General features: G+C 47.7%; 23 protein-coding genes. 13 read left to right on the top strand and 10 right to left on the bottom strand.

Annotated features, from left to right (window positions below; all coding sequences use genetic code 11):
• The first annotated feature begins 516 nt into the window (after window positions 1–516).
• Window positions 517–1068 (top strand): gamma carbonic anhydrase family protein, encoded by a 552-nt coding sequence (locus CTT30_RS00320; RefSeq protein ID WP_252035684.1) that lies wholly within the window; start codon window positions 517–519, stop codon window positions 1066–1068.
• On the opposite strand, the gene CTT30_RS00315 is transcribed toward CTT30_RS00320, so the two are convergent.
• The 4 genes from CTT30_RS00315 to tsaC form a co-directional block, all read right to left on the bottom strand.
• A complete protein-coding gene (locus CTT30_RS00315) occupies window positions 1058–1324 on the bottom strand; it encodes a DUF1488 family protein (RefSeq protein ID WP_252035683.1) in 267 nt (88 codons plus the stop codon). The two genes, CTT30_RS00320 and CTT30_RS00315, sit on opposite strands and share 11 nt — an antisense overlap.
• Window positions 1324–2157, bottom strand: a complete 834-nt coding sequence (aroE, locus tag CTT30_RS00310; protein ID WP_252035682.1) for a shikimate dehydrogenase — start codon at window positions 2155–2157, stop codon at window positions 1324–1326. The genes CTT30_RS00315 and aroE overlap by 1 nt, the downstream gene beginning before the upstream one ends.
• Window positions 2158–2232: 75 nt before the next feature.
• Window positions 2233–3150 (bottom strand): oxygen-dependent coproporphyrinogen oxidase, encoded by a 918-nt coding sequence (gene hemF, locus CTT30_RS00305; RefSeq protein WP_252035681.1) that lies wholly within the window; start codon window positions 3148–3150, stop codon window positions 2233–2235.
• Window positions 3151–3171: 21 nt separating this feature from the next.
• Complete coding sequence (gene tsaC, locus CTT30_RS00300; protein ID WP_252035679.1) at window positions 3172–3729, bottom strand: L-threonylcarbamoyladenylate synthase type 1 TsaC; 558 nt, start codon at window positions 3727–3729, stop codon at window positions 3172–3174.
• Between the two features lie 196 nt (window positions 3730–3925).
• On the opposite strand from tsaC, the gene purE reads away from it, so the two are divergent.
• Window positions 3926–4411, top strand: coding sequence for a 5-(carboxyamino)imidazole ribonucleotide mutase (gene purE / locus CTT30_RS00295; protein ID WP_006957519.1), 486 nt, complete (start codon window positions 3926–3928; stop codon window positions 4409–4411).
• 4 nt (window positions 4412–4415) lie between these two features.
• The gene (locus CTT30_RS00290; protein ID WP_252035677.1) at window positions 4416–5549 is read left to right on the top strand and encodes a 5-(carboxyamino)imidazole ribonucleotide synthase; all 1134 of its coding nucleotides are present in this window, start codon (window positions 4416–4418) and stop codon (window positions 5547–5549) included.
• Between the two features lie 49 nt (window positions 5550–5598).
• Here CTT30_RS00290 and CTT30_RS00285 read toward each other — a convergent pair whose 3' ends face one another.
• From CTT30_RS00285 to dprA, 3 genes are read right to left on the bottom strand one after another with little or no spacing between them, the layout of a single operon-like run.
• Window positions 5599–6183 (bottom strand): DNA topoisomerase family protein, encoded by a 585-nt coding sequence (locus CTT30_RS00285; protein WP_252035674.1) that lies wholly within the window; start codon window positions 6181–6183, stop codon window positions 5599–5601.
• A gap of 15 nt (window positions 6184–6198) precedes the next feature.
• Complete coding sequence (locus CTT30_RS00280; protein WP_006957516.1) at window positions 6199–6678, bottom strand: DUF494 family protein; 480 nt, start codon at window positions 6676–6678, stop codon at window positions 6199–6201.
• A gap of 2 nt (window positions 6679–6680) precedes the next feature.
• The gene (gene dprA, locus CTT30_RS00275; protein ID WP_252035672.1) at window positions 6681–7796 is read right to left on the bottom strand and encodes a DNA-processing protein DprA; all 1116 of its coding nucleotides are present in this window, start codon (window positions 7794–7796) and stop codon (window positions 6681–6683) included.
• A gap of 250 nt (window positions 7797–8046) precedes the next feature.
• On the opposite strand from dprA, the gene def reads away from it, so the two are divergent.
• Genes def through CTT30_RS00245 form a run of 6 tightly spaced genes read left to right on the top strand, consistent with a single transcriptional unit; the run spans window position 8047 to window position 14367 of the window.
• On the top strand, window positions 8047–8568 hold the full coding sequence (gene def / locus CTT30_RS00270) for a peptide deformylase (RefSeq protein ID WP_006957514.1): 522 nt from the start codon (window positions 8047–8049) through the stop codon (window positions 8566–8568).
• A gap of 22 nt (window positions 8569–8590) precedes the next feature.
• Window positions 8591–9538: a methionyl-tRNA formyltransferase gene (fmt, locus tag CTT30_RS00265; protein WP_252035670.1), complete on the top strand. Its 948-nt coding sequence runs from the start codon at window positions 8591–8593 to the stop codon at window positions 9536–9538.
• A 56-nt stretch (window positions 9539–9594) separates the two neighbouring features.
• On the top strand, window positions 9595–10875 hold the full coding sequence (rsmB, locus tag CTT30_RS00260) for a 16S rRNA (cytosine(967)-C(5))-methyltransferase RsmB (protein WP_252035667.1): 1281 nt from the start codon (window positions 9595–9597) through the stop codon (window positions 10873–10875).
• A gap of 49 nt (window positions 10876–10924) precedes the next feature.
• Window positions 10925–12301 carry a Trk system potassium transporter TrkA gene (gene trkA / locus CTT30_RS00255; RefSeq protein ID WP_239838838.1) on the top strand — a complete coding sequence of 459 codons (1377 nt, stop codon included), beginning with the start codon at window positions 10925–10927 and terminating at the stop codon, window positions 12299–12301.
• A 10-nt stretch (window positions 12302–12311) separates the two neighbouring features.
• Window positions 12312–13757, top strand: coding sequence for a TrkH family potassium uptake protein (locus CTT30_RS00250; RefSeq protein ID WP_252035665.1), 1446 nt, complete (start codon window positions 12312–12314; stop codon window positions 13755–13757).
• 10 nt (window positions 13758–13767) lie between these two features.
• Window positions 13768–14367 (top strand): DUF3157 family protein, encoded by a 600-nt coding sequence (locus tag CTT30_RS00245; protein WP_252035664.1) that lies wholly within the window; start codon window positions 13768–13770, stop codon window positions 14365–14367.
• On the opposite strand, the gene trhA is transcribed toward CTT30_RS00245, so the two are convergent.
• The 3 genes from trhA to CTT30_RS00230 form a co-directional block, all read right to left on the bottom strand.
• The gene (gene trhA / locus CTT30_RS00240) at window positions 14364–15017 is read right to left on the bottom strand and encodes a PAQR family membrane homeostasis protein TrhA (RefSeq protein ID WP_252035662.1); all 654 of its coding nucleotides are present in this window, start codon (window positions 15015–15017) and stop codon (window positions 14364–14366) included. The two genes, CTT30_RS00245 and trhA, sit on opposite strands and share 4 nt — an antisense overlap.
• A gap of 84 nt (window positions 15018–15101) precedes the next feature.
• Entirely contained in the window at window positions 15102–15899 is a 798-nt protein-coding gene (locus CTT30_RS00235; protein WP_252035660.1) for a sporulation protein, read from the bottom strand.
• A 305-nt stretch (window positions 15900–16204) separates the two neighbouring features.
• Complete coding sequence (locus CTT30_RS00230; protein ID WP_239838847.1) at window positions 16205–16399, bottom strand: hypothetical protein; 195 nt, start codon at window positions 16397–16399, stop codon at window positions 16205–16207.
• 110 nt (window positions 16400–16509) lie between these two features.
• Between CTT30_RS00230 and CTT30_RS00225 the strand changes: the two genes are divergently transcribed.
• The 4 genes from CTT30_RS00225 to CTT30_RS00210 all read left to right on the top strand — a co-directional run bounded on the left by CTT30_RS00225 (window position 16510) and on the right by CTT30_RS00210 (window position 20116).
• Entirely contained in the window at window positions 16510–16776 is a 267-nt protein-coding gene (locus CTT30_RS00225; protein ID WP_239870760.1) for a YihD family protein, read from the top strand.
• Window positions 16777–17024: 248 nt separating this feature from the next.
• The gene (ccoG, locus tag CTT30_RS00220; RefSeq protein WP_252035658.1) at window positions 17025–18443 is read left to right on the top strand and encodes a cytochrome c oxidase accessory protein CcoG; all 1419 of its coding nucleotides are present in this window, start codon (window positions 17025–17027) and stop codon (window positions 18441–18443) included.
• 53 nt (window positions 18444–18496) lie between these two features.
• A complete protein-coding gene (locus tag CTT30_RS00215) occupies window positions 18497–19483 on the top strand; it encodes a serine/threonine protein kinase (protein WP_252035656.1) in 987 nt (328 codons plus the stop codon).
• A gap of 30 nt (window positions 19484–19513) precedes the next feature.
• Window positions 19514–20116, top strand: coding sequence for a thiol:disulfide interchange protein DsbA/DsbL (locus tag CTT30_RS00210; protein WP_239838830.1), 603 nt, complete (start codon window positions 19514–19516; stop codon window positions 20114–20116).
• The last annotated feature ends 22 nt before the right edge of the window (window positions 20117–20138 follow it).

Below are 20138 nucleotides of genomic sequence, written 5' to 3'. Positions count from 1 at the left end.
TGTTTGAATTGACTGTGCTCTTATTGGTTTTCACTTTTGAAAAAGTAAAACAAAACAGCTCAAGGCTGCTTCCCAGTTCGAATGGTCACTTCGTATCATTGAAACCTAAATTGTTTCCGAAGAAACTATTTGGATTATCATCAACGAGTGCCCACACAGATTGATAGGTTTATATTGTTAAAGAGCGTTCTTCTTTTGTGATTAACATCACTTCGGAAGAGGCGGTCATTTTAGCGAGATAAAGTTTAGTGTCAACCACTTTTTTCAAACTTATTTTCAAGCGTTTCCGCTTGGCTAATCGACCTCGCTAACTGGGTTTTATGGTTTCGAAACATAAGCTTCGAAGCGTTCCCGTGTCAGCGAGGGGGCATTATAGAGATCAGCGTCACGTTGGCAACCCCTTTTTGCAGTTTTTTTTGATTTTTTTGCCGTTTGAGTATTTTCTATTCAAAGATAGCTATTTTCCTTACTCTTCTACCTCTGTTTATCCAGAATTCCTCTATATAAGGAGAAAAAATGAGCGCCTTGCGTAGTTATAAAGATACACGCCCCGTCATTGGTGAGCGTGTCTATATTGATCAAAGCTCAGTGTTGGTGGGCGATATTAAAATTGGCGATGATTCGAGCATCTGGCCTTTGGTTGCGGCTCGCGGTGATGTCAACCATATTCACATTGGCAAACGAACCAATGTCCAAGATGGCAGCGTATTGCATGTTACGCACAAAAATCAGGAAAACCCTGATGGTTACCCGCTTATTATTGGCGACGACGTCACTGTCGGCCATAAAGTGATGCTACATGGGTGCATTATCAAAGACAGGGTGCTAGTAGGTATGGGTGCGATTGTATTGGATGGGGCAGTAATAGAAGAAGACGTCATGATTGGTGCAGGCAGTTTGGTCCCACCTGGGAAGACTCTCGAAAGCGGCTACTTATATGTAGGTAGCCCAGTCAAACAGGCACGTCCTCTTAACAATAAAGAACGCGCTTTCCTACAAAAGTCAGCAGACAATTATGTGCAGAACAAAGAAGATTACCTGCATCATGTCGATGTGATTAGCAAATAACTTCGACCTGCCCTGACTGATTGAAGGTTTCGTCTTCAATCAGCTCTTCGGCTAACTCTTCCAGGTCAAATCGGTGCTGACTAAAGCAAACGAGAGCTTGCTCAGCACCTTGAAGTTTTTGCCCAGCCAATACTTCCAGCTGATTCAAGGTAACCACGCACTCTATCAACGCGCCTGACTGCTGCGCGGAAAACACTACTGCTTGCAGTTGGTCATCCCAATGCTGCATATCGGGAAACAGAATCGACTGATTCATTACATACCCTCTAGATTCTTTCTTAATTCGCGTAGAATTTGTTTTGTCCCTGGGCGGATACCTCGCCATAACATGAAGCTTTCCGCAGCCTGCCCCACCAGCATGCCCAATCCATCGTATACCACCGCCGCATTATGCTCAATTGCCCACTGATTGAATGTCGTGTGACCAGAGCCATACATCATGTCATAAACGGTAGAGTTAGATGAGAAGATGGCCGATGAAATCGCAGGCAACTCGCCACTGAGACTGGAGGACGTCGAGTTGATGATAATATCGTAGCTCTGTTCGATGTGTGCCATCTCAACTGCTTTGATCGAACCAAAGCTCGCGAACATCTCTTGTAACGTCTGCGCTTTGGATAAGGTCCGGTTGGTAATCACAATTTCAGCAGGTTTTTGGTCAAGCAAAGGCTTGATTACACCACGAGCCGCTCCTCCTGCACCGATCAAGAGAATTCTTGCACCTTCAATCACGACCTGATTCTGCAATAGGTCCTGTACCAGACCTTCACCATCGGTGTTATCACCCAAGATCTCACCATCATCGATCTTTTTCAGTGTATTGACGGCACCCGCCAACTGAGCCCGCTCTGTTAAACGTGTCGCCAGTCGGTAAGCATCTTCCTTGAATGGCACAGTGACATTGCATCCTTTTCCGTTTTGAGCAAAAAAAGTTTCAGCCGCCGCAACAAATCCATCCACAGGAGCCAGTTCAGCGGTATACGTCAGTGACTGATTGGTTTGACGAGCGAACAGCGTATGTATAAAGGGAGACTTACTTTGGCTTATCGGGTTTCCGAAAACGGCATAACGATCTATCTGCTGGGTCATATCCTTACCTACTCAAAACAAAAAGGGCCATTGCAAACCAATGACCCTATCATTAACCCTATAAGGAAGAAAGTGTTACCAATCGCGAGGCTTCAAGTAGTCCTGATACAACTCTGCTTCATGGGTTCCCGGCTCCACTTGGTAACTGTATTCCCATCGTGCCAGTGGTGGCATCGACATCAGAATCGACTCTGTACGCCCACCACTTTGCAGGCCAAACAGCGTTCCGCGGTCATAAACCAAGTTAAACTCAACATAGCGGCCACGACGATAGAGCTGGAACTGACGCTCTCGCTCACCGTATTCGGTTGCTTTGCGGCGCTCGACAATTGGTAGGTAGGCTTGGCAATACCCTTCACCAACGGCTTTGATGTAATCAAAACACTTATCGAACTCCCAATGATTCAAATCGTCAAAGAACAAACCACCAACACCACGTGTTTCATCACGATGAGGTAGGTAGAAATATTTGTCACACCACTCTTTATGCTCTCGATACACTTCACTCCCAAACGGTGCACACACCTCTTTGGCAGTGTTATGCCAATATTGGGCATCTTCTTCAAACGGATAGAAAGGTGTCAGGTCAAAGCCACCACCAAACCACCAGATAGGCGCTTCACCATCTTTCTCAGCAATAAAGAAACGCACATTGGCGTGGGATGTGGGGATATAAGGGTTTTTCGGGTGCATGACCAAAGACACGCCCATCGCTTCAAATCGACGGCCTGCAAGTTCAGGGCGATGTGCCGTAGCCGACGCTGGCATTTCCTTTCCCTGTACGTGCGAAAAGTTCACACCACCTTGCTCAAATACAGCCCCCTCTTTCATCACTCGAGTGCGGCCACCACCACCTAAACGTTCACCAGGCTCACGACTCCACGCATCTTCTATAAACTCAGCATGGCCGTCGGCCTGTTCAAGTTGCTGACAAATGGAATCCTGTAGCTCCATCAGGAACTGTTTAACTGCTTGCTTGTCGATGGCTGACATGTTTCTACTTCCTTTGCAGGGTTAACCCTGTCTTAATACCTTGGATGTTTTTGCGTCGCGAATTTCACTTGGCTTGTCTCGCCCACCCGTTTCTCCCGCCAGAATTGCAACTAAGCGATCACCGAGTTGTTGCTCCACTTCTGCGGTTGTCATACAAGGGGGTTCACCGGTCAAATTTGCGCTGGTAGAGGTTAACGGCTTTCCAAGCGCATTACACATCTTTTGTACCAAAGGATGATCGGTCACACGCACCGCAATCGAGTCAAACTGGCCTGAAACCCAATCCGACACTTTATCGCTGCACGGCATGATCCAAGTAACAGGGCCAGGCCAAGTCTGATGGACTTTCTGTAGCTGCTCATCCGTCAGCTGAGACTCGTCAATGTATGGCAGCAATTGTTCATAGCTAGCAGCGATCAGGATCAGACCTTTTTCCACTGGCCTTTGTTTCAGTTCTAATAGTTTCTGAATCGCTTCAGAGTTGTCAGGATCGCAACCAACACCGAACACACCCTCCGTCGGGTACGCAATCACTTCACCGTTTTTCAGAGCCAATAGAGCCTGCTCAAAATTATCCACTGATTCTTTCCTGTCTGATGTACTGTCTAATCACTAAGTTTACAAACAATCATTGGTAGTGACTAAAGCTATTTATTTATAAATTGTGTCAATCTGGATTTAAACTTCGCGCAAACGTTTGCTTGAGAGTAAAATCCCCGTATAATGCGCTCAAATTTATCTGCTCATCAATAGAGTTGCATTAAAGGAGTTTAAGATGAAAGTCGGTATCATCATGGGTTCTAAATCTGACTGGCCAACCATGAAACTAGCAGCAGAAATGCTGGATCAGTTTGGCGTCGAATATGAAACAAAAGTGGTGTCAGCTCACCGTACTCCGCAGCTTCTTGCTGATTATGCCAACAGCGCTAAAGAGCGCGGCCTGAAAGTCATCATTGCCGGTGCTGGTGGCGCTGCTCATTTACCAGGCATGGCGGCCGCTTTCACTAGCTTACCTGTTCTCGGTGTCCCTGTTCAATCGCGTGCATTAAAAGGGATGGACTCGCTACTATCAATTGTTCAAATGCCAAAAGGTATCGCGGTAGGCACATTGGCCATTGGCGAAGCAGGTGCGGCGAATGCGGGCATTCTCGCGGCTCAGATCATCGGCACACATGATGATGCCGTGATGGAGAAAGTTGAAGCATTTCGCAACCAGCAAACTGAAACCGTGTTAGCGAACCCAAACCCGGCAGAGGACTAATCCCATGCAAGTGTTAGTGCTTGGAGCGGGACAGCTGGCACGCATGATGTCACTGGCTGGCGCTCCTCTGAACATCGATATTATTGCGTATGATGTTGCGAACGAAAATATCGTCCATCCGCTGACTCAGTCGCTACTGGGCAAAGGGTTGGACAATGCGATTGAGCAAGCAGATGTAATTACCGCCGAGTTCGAGCATATCCCACATGATATTCTTGATGTTTGCCAAGCAAGCGGAAAGCTCTTCCCCTCTGCCGACGCCATCAAAGCTGGCGGTGACCGACGAATCGAAAAAGCATTGCTGGACAGGGCTAAGGTCCACAACGCCAAATACCATGTGATCCAGACACGCGAAGACTTTGCTCACGCTATTGAGCATGTCGGTATCCCAATGGTACTAAAGAGTGCGTTAGGTGGTTATGACGGCAAAGGCCAGTGGCGACTCAAAAACCCTGCTCAGATAGACGCAATATGGGCTGAGATGGAAACGTGTATTGGCGCCACCGAAACACAAGCAATTGTTGCGGAGGAGTTTGTTCCTTTTCAACGTGAAGTGTCGCTTGTCGGTGCACGCAGTCAAGGTGGTGAAGTCGCGGTCTACCCACTTGCAGAAAACGTCCACACCAACGGGGTACTGAGCGTCTCAACAGCCATTGCCGATACTGAGTTGCAACAACAGGCACAAGAGATGTTCACTGCGGTTGCTAACGAGCTCAACTATGTGGGCGTGCTAGCCCTTGAGTTCTTTGATTTGAATGGCACCTTACTGGTCAACGAAATTGCACCTCGTGTCCACAACTCTGGCCACTGGACACAACAAGGTGCAGAAACCTGTCAGTTTGAGAATCACTTACGAGCAGTGTGTGGTATGCCACTGGGTAGCACCAAGCTGATCCGCGAAACGTCGATGATCAATATCCTCGGTGAAGATACCCTGCCAGAAAGCGTGCTCGCTATGCCTGGATGTCACGTTCATTGGTATGGGAAAGAAAAGCGCGCAGGACGCAAGATGGGCCACATTAACGTGTGTGGTGATTACAGTGGTGAACTGCAACGTCAATTATCTGCTCTGGCAGAAGTCTTAGACGCGAATGCTTTCGCGGCGGTTCATGAGATCGCGCGTCACATTAAGCACTAGTCATCGCAAAATTAATAAAAACAAAAATGGCGCTGTTTCAGCGCCGTTTTTATTGTTCACTCTGGGTATGATGACATTTTCGGTCAGCGCACTGATGTTTCATCCCACTAGCGAACTTCTTCTCGATCAATAAAGGAAAACCACACTTTTCGCACTTACCCTTAACTGGCGGCTGATTGACCGCAAACTTGCATTTTGGGTAGTTATCGCAGGCAAAGAAGGCTTTGCCAAAACGGTTCTTCCTCTCGACTAAATGACCTTTACCACACTCCGGGCACGCATGTTCTGCCTGAACCTCTTGTTCAGTCGGTTGCTCAAGCGACTCGATATGGTCACAGTGCGGATAATGACTGCAACCAATAAACATACCGTAACGCCCTTGGCGGAGCACCAATTCATTCGAGCACTCAGGACAGGGGACGCCCAGCTCTTTAATGATATGGCCGTCATTCTGATATAAAGGTTGGATAAAGTCGCAGGTTGGATACTGATTACAGCCCAAAAACGGGCCGTGCTTGCCGTGGCGAAGTTGTAGCTCGCCTTCACGCTGTTCAGACTGGCACTTAGGGCACGCTTTATGTTCTAAAGCGTGCTCATGGGCCGAAAACAACTGATGATCTATTTTACCGCTCATAGCCACTCATGGAGTTTAGTGAAGAATACCTTGCTCTTTGGTATACAACAGCTCTTCCATAAGCGTGTAGGCGTTTTCATTACCTGGAACATTGAACAGCACCATCAGAACAATCCATTTCAGATCATCCAGTTCGAACTCGTCTGTTTCAAGCCCCATGATACGGTCAATCACCATCTCACGCGTCTCAGTCGTCAGCACATTGACCTGCTCAAGGAAAGTCAAAAAACCTCGCGATTCAAGGTTTAGGCGCTCACACTCTTTCGCGGTATAGATACGCGTTGAGGTGGATGTGCTACAAATGGAAATCGCGGAATGCGTTTCGCTTTGCTGCAATGCAGCCAACTCTTCCAGCCAGACAAGGGCTTTATAGATGTCTTTTTGATGAAAGCCAGCACGAAGTAACTCTTCTTCTAGCTCATCTTGATTGACCTGTAACTCTGCATCGCTATGGATGTAAGTTTCAAACAGATACATTAGGATATCCATCATCATAGCTAGCCCCTCCCCTTTCGAATATAGCCACCGGAAACCGCAACAACATGCCCTGAGAGCTCAAGCTCCAAGAGCTGCATCATGACTTCATGCACAGGTATATTGGTCCTGCTTGCAAGAATATCAACTGGTGTAGCCTTACTTCCTACGTTAGCTAACAGCTGAGGAAATGGCAATTCTTCTTTGCAATCAATTTGTTCAAATAGATCGTTTTGCACTGGCGGCTTATTAATATCAGACCAGCGAATCAAGCTGTCGATTTCATCGGTTATGTCAGAAACCTGTTGAACCAAGCACGCACCTTGCTTTATCAACAGGTTACAGCCTCTCGCATGGGGATGATGAATCGAGCCCGGTATGGCAAACACTTCTCGACCTTGCTCCATCGCGTAGCGAGCAGTGATTAAAGAACCACTTTTCTCTGCCGCTTCTATGACTAAAACGCCCAATGACAAACCACTAATGATTCGATTTCGGCGTGGAAAATTATCGGCTTTTGGCTTCACATTAGGATGGAACTCAGACACCAACGCCCCTTGTTGAACGATGCGTTGAGCTAACTTTTTATGCCTTGCCGGATACACAGAGTTTAAGCCACAACCGAGCACGGCGATAGTTTGGCCATTGCCATTCAGAGCCCCATCATGGGCATAACCATCAACGCCTAGCGCCAAGCCGCTGGTCACGACCATGTCTTGATTCACCAACTGGGTTGCAAAGCTGCGTGCAGTGTTAAGCCCATCAATACTGGCATTGCGACTGCCCACAATCGCCATTTGTGGCTGAGACAGGCTCTCTAGCCGACCTTCAACAAACAGCGTTGCTGGCGCAGCGTCAGCCTGTTTCAGTAATGCCGGATAACCATGGTCACTCAAAGGCAGAATAGTTCTGACACTGGACGCTGCTTGCCACTCAAAACACGCTTCAATATCCTCGGCAGCTCGGTGTTGGAGATAGTTCAGTTGCAAGTCGGAAAAGCCTAAGCGGCGTAATGTCTCGGGTGAAGAGTCAATGATGTTAATTGGAGAATCTACCGCCACCAAACGCTGAAACGTTTTGGGCCCAATCCGCGGCGTAAAGTACAAGCTCAGCCAAGCCGTCAGTTCTTCTTTCGTCATAGGAAAATTTAATCCGGCCTAGCACCTTATTATACGACGCTGACGAGCTAGAGCAAGTCAGCCTAAACCTCTTATTTCAAGCAAAGTTTGACCGCTTAGTGTTCGCCAAATTTGACATGATTCACAGTGCAATTTAACTCGGGGAAAATACGCAAAAGTGTAATGAGGCTGTCATTTGGGTAGCAAAATGTCTAGAATTGAGCCAACAAGGTTTATCCTGATTCGGCTCAGTTCAACATTTCGAGTGTATATGTCTGTATTACAAGTATTAACATTCCCAGATGAGCGCCTTCGCACTGTTGCAAAACCAGTGGAGAAGGTGACCCCTGAGATTCAAAAGTTCGTCGACGACATGATTGAAACCATGTATGACGAAGAAGGTATTGGTCTTGCGGCAACGCAGGTCGATTTCCACCAACGCATCGTCGTTATCGATATTTCAGAAACTCGCGATCAGCCAATGGTTTTGATCAACCCTGAAATTCTTGATAAGCGTGGCGAAGATGGCATTGAGGAAGGCTGTTTGTCTGTTCCTGGTGCACGAGCACTGGTTTCACGTGCTGCAGAAGTCACAGTTAAAGCACTTGACCGTGATGGCAAAGAATACACATTTGAAGCAGATGACCTGCTTGCTATCTGTGTTCAGCATGAGCTTGACCATTTAGAAGGCAAACTTTTTGTCGATTATCTTTCGCCTCTAAAACGCAAGCGCATTCAGGACAAACTGGCAAAAATCAAACGCTTTAACGAAAAGCAAGCCAGCCAAGCCTAATGGCTAACTAAAGGAACGTACTTTGAGCAAACCTTTGAAAATTGTTTTTGCCGGTACTCCGGACTTCGCCGCCCGTCACTTGGCGGCGTTGTTGTCTTCGGAGCACGAGGTTATTGCGGTCTACACCCAGCCAGACCGTCCTGCGGGTCGAGGTAAAAAGCTGACGGCCAGCCCAGTAAAGAATATCGCGCTTGAGCATGATATCCCGGTTTACCAGCCAGAAAACTTTAAGTCAGATGAAGCTAAGCAAGAACTGGCTGATTTGAATGCGGATCTGATGGTCGTGGTCGCTTACGGATTATTGCTGCCACAAGCCGTACTTGATACGCCGAAGCTGGGTTGTATCAACGTTCATGGTTCGATTCTGCCACGTTGGCGCGGTGCCGCCCCTATCCAGCGCTCTATTTGGGCTGGCGATCAGGAAACAGGCGTCACTATTATGCAGATGGATATCGGCTTAGATACTGGCGATATGCTAAAAATTGCCACTTTGCCGATCGAAGCGACAGATACCAGCGCTTCTATGTATGAAAAGCTGGCAGAGCTTGGCCCGCAAGCTCTGGTTGAATGTCTGGCTGATATTGCTGACGGCAAAGCATCACCTGAAAAGCAAGATGACGAGCTGGCGAATTACGCCAAAAAGCTCAGCAAAGAAGAAGCACGCATTAACTGGGGTGATGACGCCGAGCATATTGAACGTTGTGTGCGCGCCTTCAATCCTTGGCCGATGAGCCATTTTGAAGCCGCCGACAACAGCATCAAAGTCTGGCAAAGCCGCGTTGACGTTCAAACGACAACTGAGGCACCCGGCACCATACTGCAAGCAGATAAAACGGGGATCTATATTGCCACTGGCAAGCATGTTCTGGTTCTCGAACAGCTTCAGGTACCCGGTAAAAAAGCCATGCCGGTTCAGGATATCCTCAACTCGCGTGCCAGCTGGTTTGAAGTCGGCACTCAGCTGACCTAATTTATACGTACTTTTTGAAGGTGGAGACACCCTCCCTTACTGTTAAGGTATTCAACATGAATGTTCGCGCTGCTGCGGCTAATGTCCTTTTCCAAGTGGTCGATAATGGCCAGTCTCTGTCTAACGCACTTCCCGCGGCTCAACAACAAGTCAAACCTCGCGATCAAGCGTTGTTACAGGAAATCTGTTACGGCTCGTTACGCTATTTACCTCGCCTTGAATCGATCGCGAATGAGCTGATGGATAAGCCTCTTAAAGGCAAACAACGCGTTTTCCACCACCTGATTCTGGTCGGTATTTACCAACTGAGCTTTATGCGTATTCCAGCGCACGCAGCCGTCGGTGAAACCGTCGAAGGCACCAAAACACTCAAAGGTCCACGCCTACGCGGATTAATCAATGCAGTGTTGCGTAACTATCAACGTAGCCAAGAAGAGCTAGACGCTCATGCCATGAGCCACGATGCTGGTAAATATGGTCACCCGAGCTGGTTACTTAAACTGCTTCAGGACGCCTACCCACAGCAATGGCAAGACATTGTGGAAGCCAACAACAGCAAAGCGCCAATGTGGCTGCGCGTGAATCACCAACATCACAGCCGTGACGAATACCAGCAACTGCTCAAAAATGAAAACATAGATAGCAGTATTCACAGTGAAGCGAGCGACGCCCTAAAATTGGCCGCTCCGTGCGATGTGACAAAACTGCCAGGCTTTGAGAAAGGTTGGGTTTCCGTTCAGGATGCCGCTGCTCAGTTGTCGATTAACTACCTAACGCCAAAAGATGGCGAGTTAATTCTAGATTGTTGTGCCGCACCGGGAGGCAAAACTGCCCATATTCTTGAACATACTCAAGATGCACAGGTTGTGGCCATTGACTGTGATGACAGCCGCCTCAAACGCGTACACGACAACCTGCAACGCCTTCAGCTGAAAGCGCAAGTTATTTGCGGTGACGCACGTAAGCCAAAAGATTGGTGGCAAGGCGAGCAATTTGATCGCATCCTGCTTGATGCACCTTGTTCGGCCACTGGCGTCATTCGTCGCCACCCAGACATCAAATGGCTGCGTCGTGGTGATGACATCGCAGCATTGGCAGAGCTACAAAGCGAGATTCTGGATGCAATGTGGCAACAGCTGAAGCCGGGCGGTACGCTGGTTTATGCAACCTGCTCTGTGACACCACAAGAAAACGGTGAACAGGTGAAAGCGTTTCTGGCGCGCACCGCGGATGCTCAGTTAGAAGGTTCTCCAGCAGACAATCCAGGACGCCAAGTGCTTCCAGGCGAAGAGGACATGGATGGCTTTTATTACGCCATCCTGACAAAAATCGCGTAGTAATTCGGGGATCTTCGATCCCCTAAATTTTGGTTAGACGAGAAACGGTATGAAAATCATCATTCTTGGCGCTGGTCAGGTAGGCGGTACACTGGCAGAGAATCTGGTCGGTGAAAACAACGACATCACCATAGTCGACAGAAACAGCGATCGACTGCGTGAGCTGCAAGATAAATATGATTTACGGGTAGTGAACGGCTACGCCAGCCACCCAGATGTACTGCGTGAAGCGGGCGCACAAGATGCCGACATGTTGGTCGCCGTGACCAATATGGATGAAACCAATATGGCCGCTTGTCAAGTTGCCTTTTCTCTGTTTAATACTCCCAACCGTATCGCTCGTATCCGCTCGCCACAATACTTGGCCGAGAAAGAAGCGCTATTTCAATCCGGTGCCGTTCCGGTTGACCACCTCATCGCACCTGAAGAACTCGTGACCAGCTACATTGAGCGGCTGATCCAATATCCGGGGGCACTGCAAGTAGTGAGCTTTGCCGAGCAGAAGGTGAGCTTAGTAGCGGTGAAAGCGTATTACGGGGGCCCACTAGTGGGTAACGCCCTATCAGCGCTGCGAGAGCACATGCCGCACATTGATACACGCGTTGCTGCTATCTTCCGCCAAGGTCGTCCAATACGCCCTCAAGGCACCACCATTATCGAAGCCGATGATGAAGTATTCTTCGTTGCTGCCAGTAATCACATCCGCTCGATAATGAGCGAGCTACAGCGTTTGGAAAAACCCTATCGCCGCATCATGATTGTCGGAGGCGGTAACATCGGTGCCAGCTTGGCTAAGCGCCTTGAGCAATCATACAGCGTCAAGCTGATCGAGCGTAGTTATAAGCGTGCGGAAAAATTATCTGAAGAGCTGGAAAACACCATTGTCTTCTGTGGTGACGCTGCGGATCAGGAGCTACTCACCGAAGAGAACATCGATCAGGTCGACGTGTTCATCGCCCTAACCAATGAAGATGAAACCAATATCATGTCCGCTATGCTGGCGAAACGCATGGGTGCAAAAAAAGTGATGGTGCTTATCCAGCGCGGCGCCTATGTGGATCTGGTTCAGGGTGGAGTGATTGACGTCGCTATCTCACCTCAGCAAGCAACCATTTCCGCCTTGCTAACGCACGTCCGTCGTGCCGATATTGTTAATGTCTCTTCACTGCGTCGCGGCGCAGCGGAAGCCATTGAAGCCATCGCTCACGGTGATGAAACCACCTCTAAAGTCGTTGGCCGCGCGATTGGCGACATCAAACTACCACCAGGCACAACGATCGGTGCGATTGTACGGGGTGAAGAAGTGTTGATCGCCCATGACAGAACCGTGATTGAGCAAGATGACCACGTAGTGATGTTCCTGGTGGATAAAAAGTACGTCCCAGACGTCGAAGCGTTATTCCAACCGAGTCCTTTCTTCCTCTAGGATTGACACTATGGTCAATTTCCGTCCTGTATTGTTTGTTATTGGGCTGGTTTTGTCGAAACTGGCCCTGTTCATGTACGTTCCAACATTGGTGGCTTTCTTTACCGGTACGGCAGGGTTTCTTGAGTTTGGTCAGTCAGTCATTATTACTCACCTAGCTGCTTTCACCTGTCTGACGATTGGCCGTACCAAGCGCTTCAAACTCAGCGCACGCGATATGTTCCTAATCACCAGTCTGGTGTGGATGGTCGCCAGTGCTTTTGCTGCTCTGCCGTTTGTCTTCATCAATCACATCAGCTTTACCGATGCGTACTTTGAAACCATGTCTGGCATTACGACTACTGGTTCTACCGTACTCAGTGGGCTAGACAGCATGGCACCGAGTATTTTGCTGTGGCGTTCTATCTTGCAGTGGCTTGGCGGAATCGGCTTCATTGTCATGGCGGTCGCGGTGTTGCCGATGCTCAACGTCGGTGGTATGAAGCTTTTCCATACCGAATCTTCTGACTGGTCAGATAAAAGCAGCCCACGCGCCAAGACCGTGGCAAAAAACATCATGCTGGTCTATCTGATCCTAACTGGATTGTGCATGGTGGGTTACCTTCTGACTGGTATGAATGTATTCGAAGCCATCAATCATGCCTTCACCACGCTTTCTACCGGAGGCTACTCAACTTCTGACGGTTCAATGAACCACTTCTCCAATGGCTCACACTGGGTAGCGACCTTGTTTATGTTCCTTGGTGGTTTGCCATTTTTGCTGTTTGTAGCCGCAATGCGCAAACGCCGACTGGATGAGTTGATCAATGATGCTCAGGTGCGAGGCTTCACCTACCTGTTTCTTATCACCAGCCTGATCATTTCAGCTTGGCTAGTCATAAGGGATGGCTACAGCGTTATGGATGCGCTACGGGTGTCGATGTTCAATATCGTCTCTGTAGTAACAACCACAGGGTTTGGTCTAGAGGACTTCACCGCATGGGGCGCACTGCCAACCACCTTATTTGCCTTCTTGATGATGGCGGGGGCCTGTTCCGGCTCCACCTCAGGTGGTATCAAAGTCTTTCGTTTTCAAATTGCGAAGACGCTGCTCAACAAACAGATGATGAAGCTAATCCACCCTTCGGGGGTGTTTGTTCAGCGCTATAACCACAGACCAGTCAATGATGACATTGTGCGCTCTGTAGTCGCCTTTGCCTTGATGTTCTTTATCACAATTATTTTTATTGCTGGGTGCCTAAGTGCATTAGGGTTAGACCCTATTACCAGTATTTCCGGGTCTATCACCGCCGTGGCCAACGTTGGCCCCGGCATGGGTGCGGTGATCGGTCCAACAGGTAATTTTGCCCCATTACCCGATGCCGCTAAGTGGCTCCTCAGCTTTGGAATGCTGATGGGACGACTGGAAATTCTCACCTTATTGGTGCTGTTTTTCCCGGCTTTCTGGCGACGTTAAGGACACAACAATGAAAAAACTTCTCGGACTTTTTACCTTGCTAACCAGTCCACTGGTGTTTGCCAGCCAAACTGTCACTCTTGAAGATGGTCGCCAAGTCCAGCTTAATGACGATTTCACTTGGCAATATGTAGAACCAGTGGAAGCAACCAAAACCAATGAGATGGTCATGACTCCAGAGACCACTCAACCCACTGCTACCATTCCGGTCAAGAAAGTCAAAGTGGCAGCCATTCCGCTGATCGAAAAAGCGGTAGGAACCATTGTCACTGTCGGTAGCGATCGTGCCACCATGCAGTTGTCTGACTCAGGTGTTGAAGTGTTACTAGGTGCGGTGAGCTATCAAGATGGTCAGTTGATGATTCCAACCTCAATAACAAACCAAAGCAGCCAGTCAGTGATTTTAGTTGAAATCGAAATTCAGGTCTCGACAACCTCAGGAAACGTGCTGAGTAAAGAGTCAGTCAAAGTATGGCAGTCTATCAAGCGCATGGCCGATACCTATCTACGTCCTCAACAAGTAGAACAGGGCAAAACGATTGAACTGGCGATTGATCAAGCCGAGCAGTACTTAGTGACCGCCAAAGTCATTAATCTCGAAACACGTTAGATCGGCTCAACGTAGAGATAAATCGCCAGAAAGTGACAAGCGCATCCTGCTAAAACAAACCCATGCCAAATAGCATGATTATACGGGATGCGCTTGGCAACATAGAAAATAACGCCCAATGAGTAGATCACCCCTCCCGCAGCCAGTAACGTTAACCCGCCAACATCCAGATTCATTGCCAATTGATAGATGACTACCAGCGATAGCCAACCCATCAATAAGTAGGTCACAAGCGAAAGCTTTTTAAAGCGATAGACAAACGCCAATTTCATAATGATACCTACCAGAGCGATGGTCCAGATGACGATCATCAGACCAATCGCTAAAGGGGTTCTGAGGCTGACAAGCAAAAATGGGGTATAGCTGCCTGCAATCAACAAATAAATCGCACAGTGATCAAACGTCTTCAGCGCCCGCTTGGCTTTTTGATAAGGGATCGCGTGATACAGAGTGGAAGCAAGAAACAACACGATCATGCTGCCGCCGTAGATGCTCATACTGGTAATAGTCAGAGCATCCGCATTATGATCGACAGCTTTGATCAGCAGCAATACCAAACCCATGATACCAAGGACCATCCCGATACCATGAGTTAGCGTGTTAGCGATTTCTTCTTTGATGCAATAAGGCTCAGTGTGATTAGTCGACATAACAAACCATACTCTGGTGGAATATTTACTCCAAAGTATGGCACACTCAGCTTACACTTGTAAGCCCAAATTGTTAACTTTGCGTTAAGAGTGGCTATCGAGATATTTGAGAACTTGCTGACCAGCCTCATCAGCAGGTGTATGAACGGAGATCGTCAGTTGGCGTTTTAGCTGGCCACCACCTAATAAGCTGGCGAGCATTCCCTTGGCACCTTCTCGATGACGATCGATTTCAAACCACATCTGAAGCTCATCATTATTGCGATACGCTACCATTTCCAATTCGCGCCAACGACCATGAAAGGGCCCAGTGGTCGGAACAAACTCAAACTCCTGAACAAAAGGTAGCTCAAATCCCTCTACCGCTTCACACTCTACCTGACGAATACGCAACCCATGCTCTTCCAATGCCGTGAAAATACCGTCTAATAAGGGATCAGGGCGCACCGTAAGAATATCAGTGTCACTGGGATCCTTTGCTAGGGCAATATTGAGCCCTGTTTCCAGCCATACTTTAGAGTCACCAATGGTGACCGGTGCATTCCATGGCACATCCAACTCGACTTCGAAATCACGCTTCTCTCCGGGCTCAATAGTAAACGCATAAGGTAATGTCCAGTGAGCCAGAGTGTAACTGGTTGGCATGCGGCGCATATGGCCACGATGATGGTCATCCCTACCCTGATTCGCTGGTACTTCTTTGATGTAACGACAATAGAGTTTCATCTCTATATTGTCGATTTCCTGCGCTGTCGAGCCACCATAGACATGGACAGTCACGTTGACCTTTTCACCTGGATATAACACTTCTTGCTGTAGTACAGAATCGACCTTTGCAGAGCCGATACCAAAACTTGCGAGGGTTTTCTTAAAGAACGACATACACACCTCCGTGGCAAAACGCAGCCATCAATATAATCACACGGTATCATATTAATCTGCACGTCTGTCTCACTGCTACTACGCTTCTCACATAATTGTAGTGATAGAAGTCAGATAGGATCGAATAGATATCGATCAATGGATAGGATGGTGCTAATCTAATCACTGATATGCATAATTCATATCATTATTCCTGATTAGCTACTTGGATTGGCGTGAGCCAGAAGAGCCACCCTTCAGCAATGAAGCATAACTCATAGCTAATCAGGCCATAAGTTCGGCAATGGATGTGCCTGGCAGTTAGGTTAATTAATGCGCCCAACAGCAGTCAGGTGTACGTCGCACACAAATCGTGCGATGCGTCGTCGTAGTGGCTTTGTCACTACTCCAGCGACAAAAAAACTCGCGCCCGGAATGACTTTAGTGGAAAAGACGACGTTAATGTCATCGACCCCAGCCAAAGTCACTAAGGCGGCATAGGTACAAAGCGCAGTTTCCACTGCGCTTTTTCTTTTCTCCTTTCCCTCTCTTCAGCCCTACCCCGTGGTATTGGTCTGCCTGATTTGATACCTTTAATGCTATACCAATATAAAAAATGTGGAGAAAGCCGATGAAGTGTCATCGCATTGAAGAGCTACTAGAGTTACTTGAACCCGAGTGGCAAAAAGATCAGCAAATGAATTTGCTGCAATTTATCGTCAAGTTAACTCAAGAAGCGGGCTACCAAGGCAAACTGGAAGACCTTACTGATGATGTTTTGATCTACCACCTTAAGATGCGTAATAGCGCTAAAGATGAAATGATCCCAGGGCTGAAAAAAGACCAAGAAGATGACTTCAAAACCGCAATCTTAAGAGCACGCGGGATCATAGAATAACCCCATTAAAAACAGCGGCCGCAAGGTCGCTTTTTTATATCCAAATCATTAAGAGGGATAAAACTGTTAGGCAATTTATTTATAAAACTGTACTGCTCTTTGTGCTTAAAGGTTGATAGCCTTAAAGAAATAAAAAAGAGATTGCGTATATAATCGCCGTCCATAAGAAAAGACTAAAATATTAAAGAGCACAGTCGACAGAGCGAGATCACTCAGAAATCTCGCCTTTAGCCCAAGAAGGAAGCGTAATGAGTCAGGACAAAATTGAAATAAAAGACGTGACTCCTAAAACCTTTAACCCTAAGACACACAAAAACACAGGGGATAGGTTTAACCCAAGCAACCGCATCTACGTACGCGAGAGTAAGGGAACATTTCAGCAATTACGTCGTTATGGAGGTTGGTTCCTACTAGTCCTCTTTGCGATGGTGCCATGGATTCCTTACGGGGAACGCCAAGCGATCCTGCTCGACCTAGCGAATCAGCAATTTAATTTCTTTGGTACCACCCTTTACCCGCAAGATCTGACCTTGCTGGCACTGCTATTTATGATCTCCGCGTTCGGACTGTTCTTTCTCACCACATTTTTAGGCCGCGTTTGGTGTGGTTATCTCTGTCCGCAAACTGTCTGGACCTTCATGTATATCTGGTTTGAAGAGAAGCTGGAAGGTAGTGCCAATAAACGCCGCAAACAGGACTCAGGTAAACTCACCTCAAATCTCGCTATGCGCAAAGGGTTAAAGCACCTAGCATGGTGGGCCATTGCGCTAGCTACGGGCTTTACTTTTACTGGCTACTTTGTGCCGATCAAAGATCTCGTCCTCGGGTTCTTCACCTGGAACGCAGATTTCTGGCCCGTGTTCTGGGTACTCTTCTTCGCTGGTTGTACCTATGCCAATGCCGGTTGGATGCGCTCGATTATGTGTGTGCACATGTGCCCGTATGCGCGCTTCCAGTCTGCGATGTTTGACAAAGATACCTTTATCGTCGGCTACGACACAAAACGAGGAGAATCACGTGGACCTCGCCCACGCAAAACCGACCCAAAAGCCCTTGGTTTAGGCGACTGTATCGACTGCAACTTGTGTGTTCAGGTGTGTCCGACCGGTATCGATATTCGTGATGGTCTGCAATATGAGTGCATCAACTGTGGTGCCTGTATTGATGCCTGTGACAATACGATGGAGCGCATGGGTTATGAAAAAGGCCTGATCAGTTACACTACTGAACATCGTTTATCAGGAAAACACACCAAAGTCATGCGACCAAAGCTCCTTGGTTATGGCGCCGTGCTGCTAGTCATGATAGGTCTTTTCTTTGCGCAAATTGCTGCCGTCGACCCAGCAGGCCTAAGCGTACTGCGTGATCGCAACCAGCTGTTTCGTGTAAATGGTTCAGGTGAAATCGAAAACACCTACACACTGAAAATCATCAATAAAACTCAGCAGACCCAAGAATATAACTTAGGTGTCAAAGGGCTTACCGATGTCTCTTGGTACGGTAAGCAAACCGTTCATGTATCACCAGGTGAAGTATACAACCTACCAATGAGCTTAGGCGTCAATCCAGACAATCTCAACTCTCCTGTTGCGACAATTCAGTTTATACTGTCCGATAGCGAAGACTTTACAATTGAAGTAGAAAGCCGCTTTATTAAAAAGCTCTAACGGCACTCTACCTAAAATATGGAAAAGGGCTCAGCAATGAGCCCTTTTTATTTATGACCCAGCAAGCCTTTAACTTTGATGCTCTCACCCCTGACTTTATGTGGTATGCCTTGGAAAGCATCGGCATTCGCGCTGAATCCGGTTTTCTGCCACTCAACAGTTACGAAAACCGTGTTTATCAGTTTACCGATGAAAAGCGCCAACGCTATGTGGTGAAGTTCTACCGTCCAGAGCGCTGGAGCTCAGAACAAATCCAAGAAGAGCACGACTTTACACTGGAACTGATTGAAGCCGATATTCCTGTTGCCCCGCCAATTAAGATTAATAACCACACACTGCATCGCTATCAGGGCTACCTATTTGCTTTATTCGCCAGTGTCGGCGGGCGCCAGTTTGAAGTAGACAACCTAGAACAGCTCGAAGGTGTAGGGCGCTTTCTTGGTCGAATTCATAAGGTCGGCGCTCGAACTCCCTTTCAGCACCGACCTACTATCAGCCTCGAAGAATACCTGCATCAACCACGTAAGATTCTGCAGCAGTCATCGTTCATTCCATTTCATCTTGAGAACGCCTTTTTCAATGATCTGGACTTATTGATTGACTCACTACAACAGCACTGGGATGACTCAGCCAGTATTATTCGTCTTCATGGTGATTGTCATCCCGGTAACATTCTCTGGCGTGACGGCCCGATGTTTGTCGACCTTGATGACTCACGCAGTGGCCCAGCAATACAAGATCTGTGGATGCTACTCAGCGGGGAACGCGCAGACAAACTGATGCAGTTGGACATCATCTTAGAGGCCTATCAGGAATTTAATGACTTTAACACTAACGAATTGAAACTAATTGAACCTTTACGCGGTCTACGTATGGTGCATTATATGGCATGGTTGGCAAAAAGATGGCAGGATCCTGCTTTTCCTATCGCCTTCCCGTGGTTCGATGACCCAAAATATTGGGAAAGCCAAGTATTAGCTTTCAAAGAACAAATTTCGGCATTGAGTGAGCCACCACTCTCACTGATGCCACAGTGGTAAGAAGCCAAAATGACAAACATGGAGTCAATAATGAAAAAGCTGTTTGCACTTGTCGCAACTGTTATGCTGAGCCTTTCTGCTCATGCCGCTCAATTCAAAGAAGGTGAGCATTATCAAGTTCTTGATCTTGAGGCTTCAAAAAAGCCAACGGTAACCGAGTTCTTCTCTTTCTTTTGTCCGCACTGTAATACCTTTGAACCAATCATCCAGCAACTGAAAGCTCAGCTACCAGAAGGCGCTAAGTTCCAGAAAAACCACGTATCTTTCATGGGTGGCAGCATGGGCGAGTCGATGAGCAAAGCCTACGCGACCATGGTGGCACTGAAAGTGGAAGACAAAATGGTACCTGTGATGTTTAACCGCATCCACAACATGCGTAAAGCACCTAAAAATGACGAAGAGCTACGCCAGATTTTCTTAGATGAAGGCATTGAAGCGAAGAAATTTGACGGCGCATTCAAAGGCTTTGCGGTCGACTCTATGGTGCGTCGCTTCGATAAGCAGTTTAAGGACAGTGGTCTTTCCGGCGTTCCAGCGGTAGTCGTCAATAACAAGTACCTAGTGCAAGCACAGAGTATCGAAACGATTGATGAATACTTTGAACTGGTCAACTACTTACTAACTCAGAAGTAATACTTTGATTCTCACAGGGGGC

Origin of the sequence: Vibrio coralliilyticus, from assembly GCF_024449095.1 — a bacterium.
GTDB classification, from domain to species: Bacteria; Pseudomonadota; Gammaproteobacteria; order Enterobacterales; family Vibrionaceae; genus Vibrio; species Vibrio coralliilyticus_A.
The sequence above is the reverse complement of the archived record's forward strand: the minus strand, read 5'-3'. Positions and strand labels throughout refer to the sequence as shown.

What these genes read in the sequence shown, in the direction of transcription:
- CTT30_RS00235 (WP_252035660.1), bottom strand. Translation starts at nt 15,899, where the DNA reads ATGTCGTTCTTTAAGAAAACCCTCGCAAGTTTTGGTATCGGCTCTGCA.
- rsmB (WP_252035667.1), top strand. Translation starts at nt 9,595, where the DNA reads ATGAATGTTCGCGCTGCTGCGGCTAATGTCCTTTTCCAAGTGGTCGAT.
- CTT30_RS00285 (WP_252035674.1), bottom strand. Translation starts at nt 6,183, where the DNA reads ATGAGCGGTAAAATAGATCATCAGTTGTTTTCGGCCCATGAGCACGCT.
- def (WP_006957514.1), top strand. Translation starts at nt 8,047, where the DNA reads ATGTCTGTATTACAAGTATTAACATTCCCAGATGAGCGCCTTCGCACT.
- CTT30_RS00215 (WP_252035656.1), top strand. Translation starts at nt 18,497, where the DNA reads ATGACCCAGCAAGCCTTTAACTTTGATGCTCTCACCCCTGACTTTATG.
- CTT30_RS00250 (WP_252035665.1), top strand. Translation starts at nt 12,312, where the DNA reads ATGGTCAATTTCCGTCCTGTATTGTTTGTTATTGGGCTGGTTTTGTCG.
- CTT30_RS00210 (WP_239838830.1), top strand. Translation starts at nt 19,514, where the DNA reads ATGAAAAAGCTGTTTGCACTTGTCGCAACTGTTATGCTGAGCCTTTCT.
- aroE (WP_252035682.1), bottom strand. Translation starts at nt 2,157, where the DNA reads ATGACCCAGCAGATAGATCGTTATGCCGTTTTCGGAAACCCGATAAGC.
- CTT30_RS00315 (WP_252035683.1), bottom strand. Translation starts at nt 1,324, where the DNA reads ATGAATCAGTCGATTCTGTTTCCCGATATGCAGCATTGGGATGACCAA.
- trkA (WP_239838838.1), top strand. Translation starts at nt 10,925, where the DNA reads ATGAAAATCATCATTCTTGGCGCTGGTCAGGTAGGCGGTACACTGGCA.
- CTT30_RS00280 (WP_006957516.1), bottom strand. Translation starts at nt 6,678, where the DNA reads ATGATGATGGATATCCTAATGTATCTGTTTGAAACTTACATCCATAGC.
- CTT30_RS00320 (WP_252035684.1), top strand. Translation starts at nt 517, where the DNA reads ATGAGCGCCTTGCGTAGTTATAAAGATACACGCCCCGTCATTGGTGAG.
- CTT30_RS00225 (WP_239870760.1), top strand. Translation starts at nt 16,510, where the DNA reads ATGAAGTGTCATCGCATTGAAGAGCTACTAGAGTTACTTGAACCCGAG.
- hemF (WP_252035681.1), bottom strand. Translation starts at nt 3,150, where the DNA reads ATGTCAGCCATCGACAAGCAAGCAGTTAAACAGTTCCTGATGGAGCTA.
- ccoG (WP_252035658.1), top strand. Translation starts at nt 17,025, where the DNA reads ATGAGTCAGGACAAAATTGAAATAAAAGACGTGACTCCTAAAACCTTT.
- CTT30_RS00290 (WP_252035677.1), top strand. Translation starts at nt 4,416, where the DNA reads ATGCAAGTGTTAGTGCTTGGAGCGGGACAGCTGGCACGCATGATGTCA.
- purE (WP_006957519.1), top strand. Translation starts at nt 3,926, where the DNA reads ATGAAAGTCGGTATCATCATGGGTTCTAAATCTGACTGGCCAACCATG.
- CTT30_RS00245 (WP_252035664.1), top strand. Translation starts at nt 13,768, where the DNA reads ATGAAAAAACTTCTCGGACTTTTTACCTTGCTAACCAGTCCACTGGTG.
- dprA (WP_252035672.1), bottom strand. Translation starts at nt 7,796, where the DNA reads ATGACGAAAGAAGAACTGACGGCTTGGCTGAGCTTGTACTTTACGCCG.
- trhA (WP_252035662.1), bottom strand. Translation starts at nt 15,017, where the DNA reads ATGTCGACTAATCACACTGAGCCTTATTGCATCAAAGAAGAAATCGCT.